The 15,329-nt window shown below is 62.6% G+C and carries 15 protein-coding genes and 1 pseudogene; 14 read left to right on the plus strand and 2 right to left on the minus strand.

What is annotated here, in order from left to right; translation table 11 throughout:
• From OCK01_RS00005 to OCK01_RS00015, 3 genes and pseudogenes are all read left to right on the plus strand, one after another.
• A pseudogene (locus OCK01_RS00005) lies at positions 1 to 75 on the plus strand (elongation factor Tu); the annotation flags it as partial.
• An 88-nt stretch (positions 76 to 163) separates the two neighbouring features.
• On the plus strand, positions 164 to 1,012 hold the full coding sequence (pdxY, locus tag OCK01_RS00010) for a pyridoxal kinase PdxY (RefSeq protein WP_263822151.1): 849 nt from the start codon (positions 164 to 166) through the stop codon (positions 1,010 to 1,012).
• Positions 1,013 to 1,139: 127 nt separating this feature from the next.
• On the plus strand, positions 1,140 to 2,033 hold the full coding sequence (locus OCK01_RS00015; protein ID WP_263822152.1) for an NAD-dependent epimerase/dehydratase family protein: 894 nt from the start codon (positions 1,140 to 1,142) through the stop codon (positions 2,031 to 2,033).
• A 56-nt stretch (positions 2,034 to 2,089) separates the two neighbouring features.
• Here the strand turns inward: OCK01_RS00015 and OCK01_RS00020 are convergent, their stop codons facing one another.
• Together OCK01_RS00020 and OCK01_RS00025 are read right to left on the minus strand one after the other, a co-directional pair.
• Complete coding sequence (locus tag OCK01_RS00020; protein WP_263822153.1) at positions 2,090 to 2,335, minus strand: hypothetical protein; 246 nt, start codon at positions 2,333 to 2,335, stop codon at positions 2,090 to 2,092.
• Positions 2,336 to 2,409: 74 nt separating this feature from the next.
• Complete coding sequence (locus tag OCK01_RS00025) at positions 2,410 to 3,417, minus strand: LacI family DNA-binding transcriptional regulator (protein WP_263822154.1); 1,008 nt, start codon at positions 3,415 to 3,417, stop codon at positions 2,410 to 2,412.
• A 285-nt stretch (positions 3,418 to 3,702) separates the two neighbouring features.
• Between OCK01_RS00025 and OCK01_RS00030 the strand changes: the two genes are divergently transcribed.
• The 11 genes from OCK01_RS00030 to OCK01_RS00080 all read left to right on the plus strand — a co-directional run bounded on the left by OCK01_RS00030 (position 3,703) and on the right by OCK01_RS00080 (position 15,315).
• Entirely contained in the window at positions 3,703 to 5,313 is a 1,611-nt protein-coding gene (locus OCK01_RS00030) for an extracellular solute-binding protein (protein WP_263822155.1), read from the plus strand.
• Positions 5,314 to 5,385: 72 nt separating this feature from the next.
• Entirely contained in the window at positions 5,386 to 6,246 is an 861-nt protein-coding gene (locus OCK01_RS00035; RefSeq protein ID WP_263822156.1) for a carbohydrate ABC transporter permease, read from the plus strand.
• Positions 6,247 to 6,281: 35 nt separating this feature from the next.
• Positions 6,282 to 7,208: a carbohydrate ABC transporter permease gene (locus OCK01_RS00040; RefSeq protein ID WP_263823133.1), complete on the plus strand. Its 927-nt coding sequence runs from the start codon at positions 6,282 to 6,284 to the stop codon at positions 7,206 to 7,208.
• Positions 7,205 to 8,293 carry an ABC transporter ATP-binding protein gene (locus OCK01_RS00045; RefSeq protein ID WP_263822157.1) on the plus strand — a complete coding sequence of 363 codons (1,089 nt, stop codon included), beginning with the start codon at positions 7,205 to 7,207 and terminating at the stop codon, positions 8,291 to 8,293. Before OCK01_RS00040 ends, OCK01_RS00045 begins: the two co-directional genes overlap by 4 nt.
• Before the next feature lie 2 nt (positions 8,294 to 8,295).
• The gene (locus OCK01_RS00050; RefSeq protein ID WP_263822158.1) at positions 8,296 to 9,351 is read left to right on the plus strand and encodes an ABC transporter ATP-binding protein; all 1,056 of its coding nucleotides are present in this window, start codon (positions 8,296 to 8,298) and stop codon (positions 9,349 to 9,351) included.
• A gap of 12 nt (positions 9,352 to 9,363) precedes the next feature.
• Positions 9,364 to 10,455, plus strand: a complete 1,092-nt coding sequence (locus tag OCK01_RS00055; protein ID WP_263822159.1) for a Gfo/Idh/MocA family protein — start codon at positions 9,364 to 9,366, stop codon at positions 10,453 to 10,455.
• Between the two features lie 26 nt (positions 10,456 to 10,481).
• Positions 10,482 to 11,396: a sugar phosphate isomerase/epimerase family protein gene (locus OCK01_RS00060; protein ID WP_263822160.1), complete on the plus strand. Its 915-nt coding sequence runs from the start codon at positions 10,482 to 10,484 to the stop codon at positions 11,394 to 11,396.
• 76 nt (positions 11,397 to 11,472) lie between these two features.
• Positions 11,473 to 12,654, plus strand: a complete 1,182-nt coding sequence (locus tag OCK01_RS00065) for an aldose 1-epimerase family protein (RefSeq protein ID WP_263822161.1) — start codon at positions 11,473 to 11,475, stop codon at positions 12,652 to 12,654.
• On the plus strand, positions 12,651 to 13,406 hold the full coding sequence (locus OCK01_RS00070) for an SDR family NAD(P)-dependent oxidoreductase (RefSeq protein WP_263822162.1): 756 nt from the start codon (positions 12,651 to 12,653) through the stop codon (positions 13,404 to 13,406). Before OCK01_RS00065 ends, OCK01_RS00070 begins: the two co-directional genes overlap by 4 nt.
• Positions 13,406 to 14,548, plus strand: a complete 1,143-nt coding sequence (locus OCK01_RS00075; protein WP_263822163.1) for an extracellular solute-binding protein — start codon at positions 13,406 to 13,408, stop codon at positions 14,546 to 14,548. Before OCK01_RS00070 ends, OCK01_RS00075 begins: the two co-directional genes overlap by 1 nt.
• Positions 14,545 to 15,315 carry an enoyl-CoA hydratase/isomerase family protein gene (locus OCK01_RS00080; protein ID WP_263822164.1) on the plus strand — a complete coding sequence of 257 codons (771 nt, stop codon included), beginning with the start codon at positions 14,545 to 14,547 and terminating at the stop codon, positions 15,313 to 15,315. Before OCK01_RS00075 ends, OCK01_RS00080 begins: the two co-directional genes overlap by 4 nt.
• Positions 15,316 to 15,329: the final 14 nt, after the last annotated feature.

Raw genomic sequence — 15,329 nt, forward strand, 5'->3', positions numbered from 1 at the left:
GAAAAGCTGCGCTTCGCCATCCGCGAAGGCGGCCGCACCGTCGGCGCCGGCATCGTCGCCTCGATCATCGAGTAATCTCTCGACGAGACTGATTGTGAAACCCCGCTGGAGACAGCGGGGTTTTTCGTTTTGACGTCCCTCCCGCCTTTGCCCGGATGCCCCCATGAAGCAGATCCTGTCCATCCAATCCCATGTCGCCTATGGCTATGTCGGAAATCGCGCCGCGGTGTTTCCGCTGCAACGCCTCGGCCATGAAGTGACTGCCATCAACACGGTGCAGTTTTCCAACCATACCGGCTATGGCGAATGGACCGGCGACGTGTTTGCGCCCGCCCATATCGAGGCGATCGTCGAGGGGCTCGACAAGCGCGGCGCGCTGGCGACCGCCGACGCGCTGCTGACCGGCTATCTCGGCGATCCCGCGATCGGCGAAATCATTCTGTCGCTTCTCGATCGCTTGCCGGAAAATGCGCTCTGGCTCTGCGATCCCGTCATGGGCGATGTCGGCCGCGGCTTCTTCGTGCGTCCCGGCATTCCCGAATTTTTCCGCGACCGGGCGCTGCCGCGCGCCGGGATCATCACGCCCAACCAGTTCGAGCTCGAATTTTTGACCGGGCGGACGATCACGACGCTCGAAGAGGCGCGAGCCGCCTGCCGTTCGGCGCATGAGATGGGTCCCGAGATCGTGCTGCTGACCTCGCTGATTCACGACAAGACCGGGGACGACCAGATCCAGATGCTGGCCTCGCACCGCTCGGGCGAGCAGGCGTTGGTGTCGACGCCGCGACTGGCGATCGATCCGGCCCCGAACGGCGCGGGCGACTGCACCTCGGCGCTGTTTCTCGCGCATCGGCTTTCCGGCGCCTCGCTCGCCGACAGCCTGTCGCGCACGGCGTCCAGCATCTTCGCGCTGTTCGACAAGACGATGAAGGCGGGACGGCGCGAACTGCACCTGATCGCCGCCCAGAACGACTTCGCCAATCCCGCCGCGCTCGACGTGACCCTGCTCTGAAGCGTAAAAGCCGAGGGTGAAAGCTGCGGCTTTCGCCCTTCGGGCTTGAACGAATTCGGTTTTCGCGCGTATCACTCCTGCCTGACATCACGTTCGCCTGTTGGAGGCGGATCAGGGGAGGATTGTTTTGAAAAAACGTGTTCTGTTCACCGGCGGCGCCGGAAAAGCCGGCCGTCATGTCGTGCCATGGCTGATCAATGCCGGCTATGAGGTCCACAATCTCGATCTCGTGCCGCTCGACAGCCCCGGGGTGACCAACCTCATCGTCGACATCACCGATTCCGGCCAGGTGTTCAACGCGCTGTCGATGCATCGCGATTTCCCGGACCTCGATCACGGTCGGGGCGTTCAGCCCTATGACGCCGTGGTGCATTTCGCCGCCGTCCCGCGCATTCTCATCAAGCCCGACAACGAGACCTTCCGCGTCAACACCATGGGCACCTACAATGTCGTCGAAGCGGCCGTGAAACTCGGCGTGCGCAAGATCATCGTGGCGTCGTCTGAAACCACCTATGGCGTCTGCTTCGCCGAGGGACATCGCGACTTCCATCAGTTTCCGCTCGACGAAGACTACGACGTCAACCCGATGGACTCCTATGGTCTGTCGAAGGTGGTCAACGAGAAGACCGCGCGCGCCTTCGCCGAACGCTCGGGCGCCGACATTTATGCGCTTCGGATCGGCAATGTGATCGAGCCGCATGAATATGCGGACTTTCCGCGCTATTTCGCCAATCCTGAAATTCGCAAGCGGATCGCCTGGTCTTATATCGACGCGCGCGACCTCGGGCAGATCGTTCATCTCTGCATCGGCAAGGACGGCATGGGCTATCAGGTGTTCAATGCTGTCAACGACACGGTGTCGGCCGATACGCCGAGCCGCGAGCTGGCGGCGCGCTACTATCCGAATGTGCCGTTCACCCGTGAAATCGGCGAATTCGAAAGCCTGCTTTCCAACCGCAAGATCCGTGAGGTTCTCGGTTTCAAGGAAGAGCATGACTGGCGGAAATATGTGACGGTCTGAAATAGCCGAAAGGGCTCCGCGAGGAGCCCTTTTCAACATTCGACAATGTGTGGGAATCAGGCGTCCTTGCCGACCACGAGACCATAGACGTAAGCGACCGCCATCAGGCCGACGAGGCCGAGCATGGCGAAGATCTGCGACACGAAACCGCGCTTCGGCAACAGCGCCGCATCGCCTGCACCTGACGCGCGCACGGTGTTGGCCTTGAGAATTTCGACCAGTCTTGCGTTCACGGCGTCGTTGTTGTTGGCGGCGTCGCCTTCGGTCGCGTCATCAGCGCTTTCGGCCCGTTCATGCTGCATCACTTCACCCCATGGTTAATGAGTATGTAATGCTTTTCCGCAGATGAGGCAAGATGGAGCCGCGCCGGGAAGCCTCAGAGCTCCGGGATGTTTTCGCGGAACACCACCTGCAGGCGCGGGGCATGATAGTCGAAACGCTTGCCGAGCACCGCATGGCTGAGCATGGCGATCGACTCGCGCGCCTCGACGCGCGGATTCTGGTCGATGACCGCGTCCATCGCGCCCGAAAGCAGCAGCAGTTTCGAGGATTCGGTCAGTTCGTGGCCGATGAAGATGATGGATTTCGACCGGCCGGCCTCAGCGATCGCTTGGCCGATGCCGGCATTGCCGGCGCCGATATTGTAGATTCCGACCAGATCGGGATGGCGCGCCAGCAGCGCCGCAGCTTCCTCATAGGCGCGCTGCCGGTCGTCGCGGACTTCCCGCAATTCGACCACCTGCAGGTGCGGAAATTCTTCCGTCAGGATATGCCGGAAGCCCATCTCGCGCTCTTCATGGCCGCGATAGGAGAGCGAGCCGGCAAACAGCGCGACTTTACGATTCTCTCCCGGCGGCAGGAAACGCCCCAATAGATAGCCGGCTAAACGACCGGCGGCGCGGTTGTCGATGCCGACATAGCCGGTGCGCGGCACATGCAGGATATCGGACACCAGCGTGACCACCGCCACGCCCGCATCCGCCAGCATGCGCATGGCTTCGCGCACGGCGGGGTGGTCGAGCGCGATGAGGCCGACGCCCTGACTTTCGCCGCGAAGGCCCATCAGCGTGTCGGCCAGCGTGATCGGGTTGAAACCCTCTACCTCATGGATACGACAGTCGATGATTTCCTGCGCCGCGCATTGCCGCTCGATCTGCGCCTTGAGCGTCTTGATGAACGAATTGGTGCCTTGGGGCAGCACGAAATCGAGCCTGATGCGCTCGGACGAGGCGTCGCCGCCGCCGAAATAACCCAGGCGTTTGGCGGTTTCCATCACGATCGAGCGGGTTCGCTCGCTGACCCCGGAACGATTGTTGAGCACGCGGTCGACGGTGGCGGTAGAGACGCCTGATTCCCGCGCAATATCAAAGAGTGTCGATCGCAAGCCCATGATTCCCGTCAGCGATGATGATGTAAAATGATGTAATCCGTTCTCGGCGCCGCGCAAGTGATTTTGCAGGACGCGCAAATTCTCCACCGAAAGCACGCCATCATTTTTCTTCACCTATTCAACACGTTGAGCGGTTCAAGATCCGCTTCTGCGTCAGTTGTGATGGAGAATGATTTCCCAGCGGAGATCAATGATGTTTTTTGATGTTGACATTGCCTCATGATAAAATCAATATCAATCACGCAGCGGATGGGAGGTCCGTTGCAAAGGGAGGAAAATATGTCCACTTCGTTTCGCGTGTCGCGACGCGGCTTCTTGAGCGCGTCCTCACGACTGGCAGGCGTCACCGCCGCCATCGGCATCGCCCCGCAATTCATTCGACCCGGCCGCGCGTTTGCGGCGGATGCGTTGGCCCCCGGCATGATCGGCGGCCCGACCGGCTTCGCCGGCGCCGAGCGCTATCAATATGGTCCCGACACGCCCGAGGGGCGGGCGATCGAGGCAGCCAAGGCGCTGAAGGGCGCGGGCAATGCGCCGGCCAAGATCGTGCTCGGCCTGTCCGACGGCTCGATCGGCCAGTTGACGCAGCCGTTTCCCAAGGGCGCGCCGTCGATCAAGGAATTGTGGGAAAAGGAAACCGGCATCACGCTGGAAATCGTCGGCGTTCCCAACGGCCAGGAATTCACCAAGACGATGCAGGACATCTCCACCAAGGGGGGAGCCTTCGACATCTATGCGGTGGAATGGAACCGTCTGGGCGATCTCGCCGAAACCGGCGGCATCATCGCGCTCGACGACTATGTCGCGGCCCACAAGCCGGAATGGGACGATCCCGAGCGCGGCTATGTCGGCGGCCAGGCCGGCGTGTCGCTGCTCAACCAGTATCGCGGCCAGACCTATGGCGTGTCACTGGACGGCGACTTCCAGACCTGGAACTACCGCACCGACCTGTTCAGCGACGAAGCGGAAAAGAAGGCCTTTTCCGACAAGCACGGCTATGAGCTCGCGCCGCCCAAGACGTGGAAGCAGCATTCCGAGATCGCCGCTTTCTTCCATCGTCCGGACAAGGGTCTGTTCGGCTCGACCGACCTGCGCAATCAGGGCTGGGGCTACACCAACTGGTATCAGCGATATGTGTCGATGGGCAATCCCAACCAATATCTGTTCGACGAAAGCGGCGCGCCGCTGATCAATTCGGACGCCGGCGTCGCCGCCACGCTCGAATATGTCGACTCGCTGTCGCATCATTCGCCGGATGCGATCTCCTGGGGTTGGCCTGAGCAGTATGGCAACTTCGCCAATGCCGGCGCCGCCATGACCTGCGCCTTTTCCAACCTGCCGAAATTCCTCGACAATGCCGGCAACACCGGCTCGAAGGTCACCGGCAAGGTCGGCTCTATGCTGCCGCCGGGCCGCGAGGTGGACGGCAAGCTGATCCAGCGCACCGTGCTCTGGCTCAATCTGTCGGCCTCGGTGTCCTCGCAGAGCAAGAATCCGGAAGCCTGCTATCTGCTGCTGCAATGGCTCGGCTCCAGCCGTATCTATTCCTGGATGACAGCCAATCCGGGCGGCTATTTCGATCCGTTCCAGCTCGCCAACTTCTCCGATCCGCTCGTTCGCGAGACCTATCATGATTACCACATGGACATCGTGCGCGAGAGCGTGGCCCGAACCGTGCCGACCATCAATTATCCGGGCGCCACCGCTTTCCACAATGCGCTGGACGAAAACCTGATGGCGGCGCTGACCAAGGCGAAGAGCCCGGAACAGGCGATGGCCGATACCGAAAAGCAATGGAAGCGCATTGCCCGCCGCACTGGCGAGGACAAGCTGATCGAGGCGATCAAGGCCAACAAAGCGGCCTGGCCGACCATCACCGACGCCGTCTGAGGCGGCCGACGAGCCGGGGAGAGGCGGTCGACGCCTCTCCTTCACCGCGCCCGCAATTCTTGTGATAGATCCATGTCCCGTTCCCCCATTTTCGAGCTTTTTCGTTACGCTGCCATTCTTCTTGCAGTGGCGATCACGCTCGTGCCCATTCTCTGGATGGCCTCGATGGCCTTCAAGCCTATCGCCGAATGGTCGGCCGCCGGCGCCGATCTCACCTGGTGGCCGAAACAGCCGACGCTCGACAATTTCCGCTTCATCTTCGGCACATCCTCAAGCGACCTGATCGTGGCGCTCGACCGCACGGCGACGAAACCCATCCTGTCTTCGCTGCTCTCGGCGGTGTTCGGCACGCTGATCGCGATGATCGCCGGCACGTCCGCCGCGTATGGTCTGTCGCGCTTCGGCTCGGGCCAGAATCTGCCGCTGGCGCTGATCCAGCTCCGGCTTTTTCCGCCGATGGCGGTGATGATCCCGGTGATGATCATGTGGGCTTTTCTCGGTCTTGTCGACACATGGTGGGGCCTGGCGCTGATCTACGGCATCGTCACGCTGCCCTTCGCCTTCTGGCTGATGAAGACGTTTTTCGACGACATGCCGCGCGAAATCGAAGACGCCGCCCGCGTCGAGGGCTGCTCGCGCTTCCGCGTCTTCACCCGCATCACCCTGCCGATGATGCGCGCGCCGCTCGCAAGCTCCGCTCTGTTCGTCTTCATTCTCAACTGGTCGGATTATCTGATCGGCCTGCTCCTGACCACGCGGGAATGGGTGACGATCCCGGTCTATATGGCGTCGCTGTCGTCGTCGATGACCGGCCAGCTCTATGGCGCGAAAGCAGCCCTCGGCCTCATCGCCGCCGTGCCGCCGGTGATCATGGGCATCGCCATCCAGAAACATCTGGTGCGCGGCCTGACCTTCGGGGCGCTGAAGCAATGACCGACGCGCTCGCTTCCTCGACGGACCTCATCGCCATGAAGACCACCGACACCACCCGCAAGGACGTCGAAAGCGGCCGGCTGGGCTTCCGCCTGACGCTGCCCGCGCAGATCCTCGTCCTGTTCATCTCCGTCTTTCCGCTGTTGATGCAGCTCTATATCAGCCTCACCGATTGGTCGCCGCTCGATGGCGTGCCCTGGTGGATGGCCTGGGAAAGCTGGAACACCTTCGCCAATTACACCGATCTCGCCATCGACACGCGCTTCTGGGATGCGGTTGGCCGCACGCTTCTGGTGATGGCCGTCTGCGTGCCGGCGGAATTCCTGCTCGGCTTCGGGCTGGCGCTGCTGTTCATGGATGATTTCAGGGGCAAGCGGCTGTTCTATTCGATCATGCTGATGCCGATGATGGTGGTGCCCGCAGTCGCCGGCTACATGTTCTTCATGTTGTTCCAGTCGGGCGGGCCGGTGAACGACATTATCTCAAGCCTCATCGGCCAGCCTTTTTCGCTCGCCTGGCTGTCGAGCCCGCAATGGGCGCTGGTCGCGGTGATGATCGCCGACATCTGGCAATGGACGCCGCTGATGTTCCTGATCCTGCTGGCGGGCCTCGCCGGCGTGCCTGATGACCAGCTGAAGGCGGCCACATTGCTCGGTGCCTCCTGGCCGCAGAAATTCCGCACCATCATCCTGCCGAAGATGAAGACGATCATCATCATCGCGCTGGCGATCCGGGTGATCGAGAACTTCAAGATCTTCGACACGCTCTACATCATGACCGGCGGCGGCCCCGGCGTCGCGACCGAAACCATCTCCGTCTACATCTACAAGGTCACCCAGAACGATCTGATCTGGGGCTATGTCGCGGCCATCGCGCTCGCCATCCTGATCGTGCTGTCGGTCGCCGCCAATTTCGCCATCTCGCGCATGAACCGGGCGCGCAACGCGGGGAGCGCGGCATGACATCCATTCACCTCAAGCAATTGACCAAGAGTTTCGGCGCATTCCAGGCGCTGAAGACCATGGACCTGAAGATCGAGGACGGCGAGTTCGTCGCGCTGCTCGGTCCCTCCGGCTGCGGCAAGTCGACGACGATGAACATGATTGCCGGCATGGAAGACCCGACCAGCGGTTCCATCCTGTTCGACGATCGCGACATGAACGGCGTGCCGATGGGCCGGCGCGGCGTGGGCTTCGTGTTCCAGAATTATGCGATCTTCACCCATATGAGCGTCTACGACAATCTCGCTTACGGCTTGCGCATGCGCAAGCTGCCGACGGCGGAGATCGACCGTCGGGTCAAGCAGATGGCCGAGTTCCTGCAATTGGGGCCGTTGCTGACGCAGCCTTCGGCGAAACTATCGGTCAACATCCTGCAGCGGCTGGCGATCGGCCGTTCGGCGATCGTCGAGCCGGCGATTTTCCTGCTCGACGAGCCCTTGTCGAATGTCGACGCCGCGTTCCGCGCGGTGATGCGCACAGAACTCAAACATCTCCAACGCCAGTTCAAGCAGACCATGGTCTATGTCACCCACGACCAGCTGGAGGCCATGACCATGGCCGACCGGATCGCGGTGATGGATCATGGCGTCTTGCTGCAGAGCGGATCGCCCGTCGATGTCTACAACAATCCGAGCAGCACGTTCGTCGCCGGCTTTCTGGGATCGCCGGGCATGAACCTCATCCGCGGCGAACTCGTCGACCGCGCCGATGCGCTGCATGTCGATCTCGGCGCCTTCGGCCTGTCGGAGGCGCTGGAGCCGTCTCTGGCGCGAGCGGCGAAAGCGGGCAGGACCCGCAACGTCACTTATGGCTTCCGACCGGAACAGGCGCAACTCGAGGCGTCGTCATCGGGATTGCCGGTGTTCTTCGTCGAGCGCATAGGCTCGCGCACCATCGTCCATCTGGGAGGCGAGGGCGCCGTGATCAAGCTGGTGCTCGGCAACGACGCCGGTTTCGAAGTCGGCCAGACGGCGCGGCTCACGATCAATCCCGGTTCGGTTCGCCTGTTCGACGGCGAGACCGGTCTCGCAATCAGGGAGGCGTGATCATGGCCAGCATCGCATTTCGCAGTGTCACCAAGCGGTTCGGCAATACGGTCGCGGTCGACAATGTCTCCTTCGAGATCGCCGACAACGAGTTCTTCTGCTTCTTCGGGCCGCCGCTGTCTGGCAAATCGACCATCCTGAAACTCATTCTCGGTCTTGAGACCCCGGATGCGGGAGAGATTCTGATCGGCGGCAAACTCGCCAATGCGCTGTCGCCGGCCGAGCGCAACGTCGCCATGGTGTTCCAGAACCTGGCGCTGTTTCCGCATATGTCGGCGGAGGAGAATGTGCGCTTTCCGCTCGTCGAGAGGCGCGTGCCGGAAGACAAGATCAAGGCGCGCGTGGCGGCGGTGGCGGCGAAGCTCCATATCGGCCATCTCCTGCACAAGCCGCCGGCGCAGCTCTCCGGCGGCGAACGCCAGCGCGTCGCCATCGCCCGTGCGCTGGTGCGCGATCCCGCCGCCTATCTGATGGACGATCCGATCTCGGCGCTCGATGCGCGGCTGCGCGAAGAGACCCGCGTCGAGCTGAAACGTATCCAGCGCGAACTCGGCCACACGCTCCTCTATGTCACCCATGATCAGGAAGAGGCGATGTCGATCGCCGACCGCATGGCGATCATGGAGAACGGCGCGATCCGCCAGATGGGCGCGCCCTCGGAGATCTATGACCGGCCGGCCAGCGATTACGTCGCGCGCCTGCTCGGCTCGCCGGCGATGAACATCCTGCCGATCGAAGCCGGTTCCGCAGCCTCCGGCGCCATCGCTCTCGCCGGGCTCGCGCCGCCTGCCGCGTCGAGCGTCGGCATTCGGCCTGAGGACCTGCGTCCCGAACCCTGGAGCAACGAGAAACCCGGCCGCCCGGCCAGGGTCTTCGAGGTCGAGCCGCTCGGCGGCTACACGGTGGTGACATTTGCCGTCGGGGAGGGCCGTTTGCGGGCGCTGTTGCGTGGGCAGCCGCGCATCGAAATCGACAGCGCCGTCGCGCTCAGCTGCGACCCGCGCCGCATTCACTTTTTTGGTCCGGACGGGCGCGCGCTCGCTCCCGCCGGCGCATGATGGGAGGAAAACATGGCTGACGCCAAGGGTTTCGAACCGGACGTGGAGGTCCGTGTCAAAGACTACAGGATCGGCGCCATCGGCGCCGGCATGATCATGGCCGAATGCCATCTTGCCGCTTACAAGGAAGCCGGCTTTCAAGTGGCGGCCATCGCTTCGCGGACCAAATCCCGCGCCGAAGGCGTCGCCAGCCGTTGGGGTATTCCCAGGGTGCACGACACGCCGGAGGCGCTGATCAAGGATACGGATGTCGAGATCCTCGATATCGCCTATCCACCCGACCAGCAGCCGGCGCTGATCCGCGCGGCGCTGAAAGAGCCGCATATCAAGGCGATCCTGGCGCAGAAGCCGCTGGCCTTGTCACTCGACGAGGCGCGCAAGCTGCGCGACGAGGCGAAAGCCGCCGGCAAGATCCTCTCGGTCAACCAGAATATGCGCTACGACCAGTCGATGCGGGTGCTCAAGCAGATCCTCGACAAGGGCGAGTTGGGCAAGGTGGTGATCGCGACGATCGACATGCGCGCCATTCCGCATTGGCAGACGTTCCTCGAAGGCCTTGATCGACTGACGCTCGCCAATATGAGCGTGCATCATCTCGACGTGCTGCGCTTCCTGTTCGGCGACCCGGAAGAAATCTACACCGCGACGCGATCCGACCCGCGCACGCAATTCGCCCATAAGGACGGCATCACCGTCTCCACCATCAAGTTTCCCGACAATGTGCTGGCGGTGTCGATGGAGGATGTCTGGGCCGGTCCGCGCGAAGCGGGCTTCGACAGCGATTTCTACATCAAATGGCGGGTCGAGGGCACGGATGGCGTGGCGCAGGGCACGATCGGCTGGCCCGACGGTTCGGCCTCGACGCTGACCTACGCCTCGAAGACCACCACCGGCGGCCAATGGGTGACCCCGACCTGGGACACGATGTGGTTCCCGCACGCCTTTATCGGGGTGATGGAGCAGCTGCAATACGCCGTCAAAACCGGAGAAACGCCGGCGCTCAACGTCGCCGACAATGTGAAAACCATGGCGCTGGTCGAAGCCGGCTATCGCTCCATGGATGAAGGCCGGGCCGTCAAGCTCGCCGAAATCGCCATCGACTGACCATCAGAAAAGGGAGGAACACCATCATGATGCAAACAGGTATTTTCACCGGCTATTTCCCCTACGGCCTCGACGAAACCGCCAAGAAGATCCGCGACATCGGCTTCAACACCGTCCAGCTCGACATGCATTTCAAGGACATCGACCTGTCGGCCGGGCAGATCACCAAGGACAAATGCGTGACGATCCGCGAGACGTTCCGCGATCACAATCTGCCGATCTGCTGCATTTCGGGCTACACCAACATCATCCATCCCGACAAGGCTGAGCGCGAAAAGCGCGTGGGCTATCTCAAGGAGATCATCGCGCATGCGCAATATCTCGGCACGCCCTATGTGATTTCCGAAACCGGCACCTTCAACACCGACTCCGACTGGGTGCATCACCCCAAGAACAAGACGGAGGAAGGCTTCGAGGAGTGCCGCAAGGTCATCGCCGATCTGTCGCAGTTCGCTTACGATCACGGCGCCGTCTTCCTGCTCGAAACCTATGTGAACAATGTCGTCGGCTCTGTCGACGAGACGGTGAAGATGTTCGCCCAGGTCGATCATCCCGGCCTCGGCCTGCTGATGGACCCGACCAACTATTTCGAGACTCACAATATCGATCGCATGGACGAGATCCTTCACCAGGTGTTCGACACGCTGCAGGACAAGATCAAGATCGGCCACGCCAAGGACGTCAAGCGCTCCGGCGACGACAAGTCGGAAAAGCATGCCGATATCGGTGACGAGGACGCGCTGGAAAGCCACACCTTCCGCGGCGTCGGCGAGATCGAACTGCCGGCTCCCGGCATGGGATCGCTGAACTACGATCTTTACCTGAAGCTTCTTTCGCGCAAGCATCCGAATATTCCGATGATCATCGAACATCTCGAAGAGTCGGACGTGCCGCGCGCCAAGAAATTCCTCGACGGCAAGCTCAGGGCCCAGGGTCTCTGATCAGTGACAGGACCGGCCGGAGACGATCCGGCCGGTCGCCTCCGACCAGGGCGACAGACAAGAAGGAAATGCAGACATGGTTGAACTTTATGGCGGCCAGCGGTCACGCCGTGACCTCGCGGCGCATGCGGGATCGTTTGGGCAATTCGCCGGCGTGCGGCTGATGACGCTGGGCGACGGCGTCGAACGCGGCATCCGCATGCTGGAATTTCGCAGCGGCACCGGGCTGCGCTTCACCGTGCTCATCGACCGCGCCTTCGACATCGCCGATTGCGACTATCGCGGCATGGCGGTGGGCTGGCATTCGCCGGCTGGTTTTCGCCATCCTGGCCTGCATGAATATGAAGGCGAGGGCGGGCTCGCCTGGCTGCGCTCCTTCTCCGGCCTGATGGTCACCTGCGGCCTCGACCATATCCTGTTCATGCATGACGAGCCGGCGGATCACTATGTCTACGGCCCGCGCAAGACGGTCAGCCACTCCATTCATGGCCGCATCGGCACGATCCCGGGCAAGCTCACCGGTTACGGCGAGCGCTGGGACGGTGACGAGTTGGTGCTGTGGTGCGAGGGTTCGGTGATCCAGGGCGCCGTCTTCGGCGAACACCTGGAACTCATCCGCCGCATCGAGATCACCGCCGGAACCAACGATATCCGAATTTCCGACCGGGTCGTCAATCGCGGCTTCTATCGCACGCCGCATATGTATTGCTATCACATCAATGTCGGGCATCCGGTTCTGGCCGAGGGCTCGCGTTACATCGCGCCGATCAGGGAGGTGGTCTGGGCGGCGCATGCGGGCGACGATTTCCGCAAGCAATCCGCCGGGTACCGCACGATGCCCGCGCCGCAACTGGGCTTTCACGAGCAGGTCTGGCAGCATGAACTCGGCGCCGACGCCGCAGGCGAAGTTCCGGTGGCGCTGGTCAACGACGCGCTCGGCCTCGGCTTTCAGGTGACGACGCGCAAGGACCAGTTTCCCTGTCAATATGAATGGCAGAACCTGCAAGCCGGACAATATGCCCTGGGGATCGAGCCTTCCACCAATCACGTGCTCGGCAAGGGCTATGCGAGGGAGAAAGGCGAGCTGATCTGGCTCGAACATGGCGACGAGCGCGCCTATCAATCCACCTTCAGCATTCTCACCAGCGCCGAGGAAATCGCGGCCAGCGAAGGCCGGATCCGCGCCATCGCCGCGCAGCCCGATGAGGACTATCCGGAGCCTTCGGGCCGCCATCTGCCGATCGGAGGCCGCGCATGATCGACATGAACGGCAAGACCATTCTCTATACCGGCGGGGCCGGCGGTCTGGGGCTCGAGACGACGATGCATTTCCTCGACGCCGGGGCGCGCGTGGTGGTGATCGACCGTGACGCCGCCAAGATGGCGGCGCTGGAAGAGGCGGCCAAGACGCATCACGCCGAACGGCTGCTGGTGCGCGATTTCGATCTCGCCGATCTCTCTGGGCTGAAGCGCGAACTCGATTTTCTGCAGGAGAAGCATGGCGGCTTCGACGTGGTGATCAACAACGCCGCGATCTACCCCTCCAAGCCCTTCGAGGATTACACGATCGAGGAGCATCAGCTGGTGCAGCGCGTCAATGTCGACGCCGCGATCGTCTGCGTGCAATCGGCGCTGCCGCACATGAAGGCGCGACAATGGGGGCGGATCATCAACATCGCCTCGATCACTCTTTACGGCGGCTGGGCGATGCTGTCTCCCTACGTCCAGTCCAAGGGCGCGCTGGTGGGGCTTGCCCGCGCCTGGGCGCGGGAGTTCGGCCCGTATGGCGTCACGGTCAACGCCATTTCGCCGGGCGCCTTCCCGACCGACGCAGAAAAGATCCACCCTGATCCGGAAGGCTATACCCGCCATGTGCTCGATCACCAGGCGGTGAAACGGCGCGGCTCGCCCGCCGACATCGCCAATGCGCTGATGTTCCTGGCCTCGGACGGCGCCGGCTTCATCACCGGCCAGACGCTGAATGTCGATGGCGGATGGGTGATGCAGTGATGAAGCGCTATCACGCCCTGACCTGGGATCATCCCCGGGGTTACAATGCCTTGGCGGCCGCGGCGGATAAGGCGCGCGCCGAGGGACTGGTCGACATCGTCTGGGACAAGCAGCCGCTCGAAGGCTTCGAATCCCATCCGATCGCCGATCTCTGCGCACGTTACGACCTCGTTGTGCTCGATCATCCCCATGTCGGCGAGGCCGTAGCGGAGACCTGCCTGCGTCCGCTGGAGGAGGTTTTCGGCGCGGTGGCGCTGGAGGAAATCGGCGCGGCGACGATCGGTCCGTGCCTCGAGAGTTACCATTACCAGGGGAAGACCTGGGCGCTGCCGCTGGACGCCGCAACACAGGTGATGGCGGTGAGGCCGGACCTCGTGGATGAGCCGCCCCGAACTTGGAAAGATGTGGTGGATCTCTCCTGGTCCGGCGGCAAGGTGGCGCTGTCGCTGGCGGGACCGCATGCGATTCTCAGCTTCCTGTCGATCGCCTCCGCCTATGGCGAAGAGGCCGGCCGCAAGGGTCACCAGTTGGTGACGGAAGAGACGGGGTTGATCGTCTATGATCTCATGGGTCTGCTCGCAAGTCGCAGCCCCGCCTCCGTGCGCGGCCTCAATCCCATCGGCATTCTCGGCCATATGGCGGCGCATGACGATGTCGCGCTGTGTCCGCTGATCTATGGCTATGTCAATTATGCCGCTCCGAACGCCGGCCGCGCGCTCGGCTTTCATAACGCGCCGGTGGCGAGCCTCGGCGTACGGCCCGGATCGACATTGGGCGGCACCGGCATCGCCGTGTCCCGCCGTTGCGAGGTGACGCCGGAGCTTGTCGAACATCTGACCTGGTTGATGGGAGAGGAGGCGCAGACGCGCTTCATTCCCGACCATGAGGGCCAGCCGTCGCGCCGGTCGGCCTGGAGCGACGAGGCGGTGAATGGGCGCTGGGGCCAGTTCTATCGCAACACGGCGGCAACCCTCGAAAGCGCCTATGTCCGACCGCGTTTCAACGGCTATATCCGCTTCCAGACCGAAGCCTCGGCGCTGTTGCGCGACTGTTTCGCCAACAAAACCAATGGAAGAACCGCCATCGCCGCGCTGAATGCGCTGTTTGCAAAACATGCGCCCGAGAAGGATTACGCGCCATGACCGAAGATATCAGGTTCGAGATCGAGGACGATATCGCCGTCATCACCCTCAACCGCCCGCAGAAGCTGAACGCCGTGACGCCTGAGATGGCCGACGCCATCGTCGCGGCGGTCACCGAATGCAATGACAGCGACACGATCCGCTGCGTCATCGTCACCGGCGCCGGCGAACGCGCCTTCTGCGCCGGCTCCGACATCCGCGAACTCGATACGTATGAGACGCCCTGGCAGTTCCGCAATCGTCCCGATTATTGCGACGCCATCCGGGCGCTGCTCAAGCCGTCGATCGCCGCCGTCAACGGCTACGCCTTCGGCGGCGGGCTGGAGACGGCGATGTCCTGCGATATCCGGCTGGCTTCGGACAATGCCCAGTTCGCGGCGCCGGAAATCAAGCTCGGCTGGATCGGCGGCGGCGGCATGGCCGTTCATCTCGCCCATGCCGTCGGTTCGTCCAATGCGGCGCTGATGATCATGACCGGCGATCCGGTCAGCGCCGAGCGCGCATTGGGCTGGGGGCTGGTCAGCGAGGTGACCACGCAGGCGGAATTGATGACGCGGGCGAGGGCGCTGGCGAAAACCATCGCCGCGCGGGCGCCGATCGCGGCGGAAACGGCCAAGCTCAATCTGAAAGCGGCCTTTTCCATGCCGGTCGAAAAGGCTATCGAATATGAGCGCGATTTGCAGACCATCTGCTTCGCCACGGCTGACGCGGCCGAGGGCCGCGCCGCGTTCAAGGAAAAGCGCCAGCCTGTGTTCAAGCGGCGCTGAGAAGTCAGGGAGTG

It is taken from the genome of Rhizobium sp. TRM95796, assembly GCF_025779995.1.
Taxonomy (GTDB): Bacteria; Pseudomonadota; Alphaproteobacteria; order Rhizobiales; family Rhizobiaceae; genus Rhizobium_E.